The following is a 3,752-nucleotide window of genomic DNA, read 5'->3' as shown; positions in this document are numbered from 1 at the left end:
CCTCACACACCGCATCCGCGATCAACGCCGTCGCCTCGGGCACATTGAGCCGGAGGCCACGCGCCTTGCGGGACCTGGCGAGCTCGGCAGCCCCGAAGAGCAGCAGCCGGTCACGTTCGGTGGGCGTGAGTCGCACGCGCCGCCCCTTCCTGTTCCATGTTCCTGTTCCGCATTTAGAGCGTCACTCTAACCACGAAGCATCACTCTAACCACGAAATCCGCATGCGGGAAGCATTGACGCGAGGGTCAACTTCAGGCCACATTGAGCGCTGCTCAAAAGTAGGACCACCATCGGGACCAGCGAGCGTCAGGGGCACCCTCATGCCGATAGAACAGCGCGGAGTCGACACCATCCCGGACGGGGAACGCACCAGCGGTCCCCGCGACCTCGTGTCGATCCTGATCGGTTCCAATCTCTGCCTCGGGGTGATCGTCTTCGGCTGGCTGCCGGTGTCGTTCGGCCTCTCCTGGTGGGAGTCGGTGACGGCCGTGGTGGCGGGCACGGTGATCGGCACCGCGCTGACCGCACCGCTCGCCCTCGTCTCGCTGCGCACCGGAACGAACCTCTCGACCTCGTCCGGCGCCCAGTTCGGGGTGCGGGGCCGCCTCGTCGGCTCGGTCGTCGGGCTCCTGCTCTCCCTCGGCTACACCGCGCTGACCATCTGGATCGGCGGCGACGTGATGGTGGGCGCACTGCACCGCCTGCTCGGCCTGCCGACCGGCGGACTCTCGTACGCCCTCGTCTACGCACTGCTCGCCGCCGCCACCGTCACGGGCGCGGTCTACGGCTACCGCGTGCTGCTCCGGCTCTCCCGCATCCTGGCCTTCGGCATGACGGCGCTGCTGATCCTCGGCGTGATCGCGTACGCGCCCGACTTCACGACCGGCGCACTGCCGGGCGAATGGGGTCTCCCCTGCTCATTGGAGCTTGGGGAAGGCTATGCGCTCGGCTCGTTCTGGCCGACGTGGCTGCTCGCCCTGGTGGCGGCGGGCCTGTCGGGGCCGATCGCCTTCATCACCCTGCTCGGCGACTACACCCGCTACGTCTCGCCCGCCCGGCACAGCTCCCGCGCGGTGCTCGGCGCGGCCTGGCTCGGGCTGATCGCGGGGCTCCTGATCCCGCAGCTCTTCGGCACGTTCACGGCGTACGCGGCGCGCGCGGCCCTCGACTACGCGGGCGGGCTCGTCGGCGCGTCACCCGGCTGGTACCTGATCCCCCTGCTGCTCGCCGCCTCCGCGGGCTCGGTCGGCAACGCGGGCCTGATGCTCTACTCGATGGGCCTCGACCTGGACGCGATCCTGCCCCGCGCATCCCGCGCCCGCGCCACCCACACGGTCGCCGTCGTCGCCACGGCCTGTGTCTTCGTCGGCCACTACGCGTGGGAGGCGCAGGACGCGATGACGTCCTTCGTGCTGCTCCTCACCGCCATCGGCACCCCCTGGGCGGTGATCACCCTGATCGGCTTCGCGCGCTGTCGCGGAGAGTACGACGCGGACGCCCTCCAGGTCTTCAACCGCCGCTCCAGGGGCGGCGTCTACTGGTACCGCGCGGGCTGGAACGTCCGGGCCACCGTGTCCTGGGCGCTGGGCGCGGCGGTCGGGCTGCTCGCGGTCTCCCTTCCGTCGTACGAGGGTCCGCTGCTGTCCCTGACGGGCGGGGTCGACTGCAGTTTCCTGCTGTCGGGGGTGGTGGGCGGTGCGGCCTATCTGGCACTCACGCCCGGCACGGTGCGTGTCCCCGATCCCGTAGCCTGAAAGGACCGCCCTGACCAGCGGGAACTGATACCAACACGGGGAGCACGACCCATGGAAGAACTGATCGAACTCGGCATACGCGCGGTGAAGGGCGCCGGTTCGGCGGCCCTCGGCCTGGTCGACGTCTTCAGCCACGCGCCGGGCGGGGAGTCGACCGGCGGGGGCGAGAAGAAGGACGAGAAGGCCGAGAAGGACGAGAAGGCCGGGGACGGCAGCGAGGACGGCGGCAAGGCCGAGGGATAAGGATCCCTCAGGCGATGTCCAGGATCGCCTTGCCGTGCAGGCGGCGGTCGAGCAGCACCTCGACCGCCTCCGGCGCCTTCTCCCAGCCGCCCCGCCACGCCTGGCCCGCGTCGAGATCGCCGGCCGCGACCCGGGCGGCCAGCCACGTCAGATCGGGGCCGAGGTCCGGGCAGTCCAGCAGGTAGAACGTGGCGATGCTGCGGTCGTGGCGACCCGCGTCGCCGAAGAACGCGCCGTAGGGGAAGTGCTCGTCGTCGCCGCCCGTGTGACCGACGGAGACCAGCGTGCCGCCCGGGGCCAACCGGCCGAACGCCTCGACGAGTTGGCGCCCCGCCACCATGTCGACCACGCCGTCCACCGGGGCGCTCGCCGCGGCGGGCGTCGCGACCACCTCGTGCGCACCGAGACGGCGCAGCTCGGCGCCCTGCGCGGCGGGGTCCCTGGTCACCGCGACGACCTCGGCGCCGCCGAGCCGCGCGAGCTGCACCGCGTACCTGCCGACGCCGCCCGTGGCCCCCGTGACGAGGATCCGCCTGCCCAGGAGCGGCCCCGTCCGGTTCAGCGCCCGCAGTGCGCTCGCCCCCGCCACCGGCACCGTGCTGATCGCGCCCAGGTCGGCGCCCGCCGGGACCGTGCCGATGAAGTCCGTGTCCACCGCGCGGAGTTCGGCCCAGCCGCCGCCCTCCGCCAGGGTCACCACGGGGGTGCCCGCGGCGGGGCCCGAGCCGTCGGCGGCGGCCCGCTCGACCACGCCCGCCGCGTCCCAGCCGAGCACGGCACCCTCGGGCGAGCCCTCGATGCCCCACTTCACCTCGCCGTGGTTCAGGGAGGTCGCCGCCACCCTGACCAGGGCCTGGTGCGGGGCGGGCACGGGGTCCGGGGCGTCGCCGATGCGCAGCCCGCCGGGAACGGAACGGTCAACCAGGAGTGCGCGCATGGGAGTTGCACCTTTCGACGTACGCCAAAGAGAGCCGGTGACACCCGGAGCGGGGCTCGACAGCGGCAATAGTGCCACTGAGTGGCAGAAGCCATCAAGAGGCATTCGCTCCCCGGCTACACTCCCGTCATGGACATCGACCAGCTGCCCCTGAGGGAGCGCAAGAAGCTGCGCACGCGCCAGGCCCTCGTCGACACCGCCCTCGACCTGTTCACGGAGCGCGGCTTCGACGGCGTCACGCTCGACGCGCTGTGCGACGCGGTCGACGTCTCCAAGCGGACCTTCTTCCGCACCTTCACCAGCAAGGAAGACGTGGCGATGGCGCCGACCCAGGACCTGTGGGCGGCGTTCCTCGAAGAGCTGGAGAAGGCCGAACCCGCCGCGGGGCAGCGGCTGTTCGACGTGCTCCGTGACGTGCTGCTCACGGCGCTCGACCGCATGACCGCGGAGGGGTGGACCGAGCGGGTACTGCTCAGTCGGCGACTGACCGCGGTCACTCCGTCCATGGACGCGCACGGGCTCGCCTTCTGCGAGCGGACCAGCCGGGCCGCGGTCGACGTCGCCCGCGCCCGGTTCGGCCTGCCGGACGCGGGTGACCTGCGGCCGCGGCTCGCCGTCGACGTGCTCGTCGCGGCGTTCCACCTGGCGCTGGAGGCCTGGGCGGAGGGGGTCGCCCCCACGCGCCGGGGCCTCGCGGAGGGGGTCCGCACGGCGTGCGCGGCGGCCCCGGGCAGCCTCACCTTGCCGGTGGGGTAGGAACCGCCCCGTCAGGGGCGCGGGGCAGTGTCATGTGCGGCTCCGCCGCGTGGGCGCGCTC

The 3,752-nt window shown here is 72.3% G+C and carries 5 protein-coding genes; 3 read left to right on the top strand and 2 right to left on the bottom strand.

Going from position 1 to position 3,752, the window contains the following annotated elements:
• On the bottom strand, window positions 1-136 hold a 136-nt coding region (locus ACFWZ2_RS43380; protein ID WP_384545421.1), incomplete at its 3' end, for an urease subunit gamma.
• Between the two features lie 185 nt (window positions 137-321).
• Between ACFWZ2_RS43380 and ACFWZ2_RS43375 the strand changes: the two genes are divergently transcribed.
• Window positions 322-1,755: a cytosine permease gene (locus ACFWZ2_RS43375; protein WP_384555318.1), complete on the top strand. Its 1,434-nt coding sequence runs from the start codon at window positions 322-324 to the stop codon at window positions 1,753-1,755.
• Window positions 1,756-1,806: 51 nt separating this feature from the next.
• Window positions 1,807-1,998, top strand: a complete 192-nt coding sequence (locus ACFWZ2_RS43370) for a hypothetical protein (RefSeq protein ID WP_384555317.1) — start codon at window positions 1,807-1,809, stop codon at window positions 1,996-1,998.
• A gap of 7 nt (window positions 1,999-2,005) precedes the next feature.
• Here the strand turns inward: ACFWZ2_RS43370 and ACFWZ2_RS43365 are convergent, their stop codons facing one another.
• The gene (locus tag ACFWZ2_RS43365) at window positions 2,006-2,935 is read right to left on the bottom strand and encodes a zinc-binding dehydrogenase (protein ID WP_384555316.1); all 930 of its coding nucleotides are present in this window, start codon (window positions 2,933-2,935) and stop codon (window positions 2,006-2,008) included.
• A gap of 129 nt (window positions 2,936-3,064) precedes the next feature.
• On the opposite strand from ACFWZ2_RS43365, the gene ACFWZ2_RS43360 reads away from it, so the two are divergent.
• A complete protein-coding gene (locus ACFWZ2_RS43360) occupies window positions 3,065-3,691 on the top strand; it encodes a TetR/AcrR family transcriptional regulator (protein ID WP_384555315.1) in 627 nt (208 codons plus the stop codon).
• Window positions 3,692-3,752 lie beyond the last annotated feature (61 nt).

The organism is Streptomyces sp. NPDC059002, assembly GCF_042740435.1.
Lineage (GTDB): Bacteria > Actinomycetota > Actinomycetes > Streptomycetales > Streptomycetaceae > Streptomyces.
This window is presented reverse-complemented; position numbering and strand designations above follow the sequence as displayed.

Coding starts and splice junctions, on each gene's coding strand:
- ACFWZ2_RS43375 (WP_384555318.1), top strand. CDS start 322: ATGCCGATAGAACAGCGCGGAGTCGACACCATCCCGGACGGGGAACGC.
- ACFWZ2_RS43370 (WP_384555317.1), top strand. CDS start 1,807: ATGGAAGAACTGATCGAACTCGGCATACGCGCGGTGAAGGGCGCCGGT.
- ACFWZ2_RS43365 (WP_384555316.1), bottom strand. CDS start 2,935: ATGCGCGCACTCCTGGTTGACCGTTCCGTTCCCGGCGGGCTGCGCATC.
- ACFWZ2_RS43360 (WP_384555315.1), top strand. CDS start 3,065: ATGGACATCGACCAGCTGCCCCTGAGGGAGCGCAAGAAGCTGCGCACG.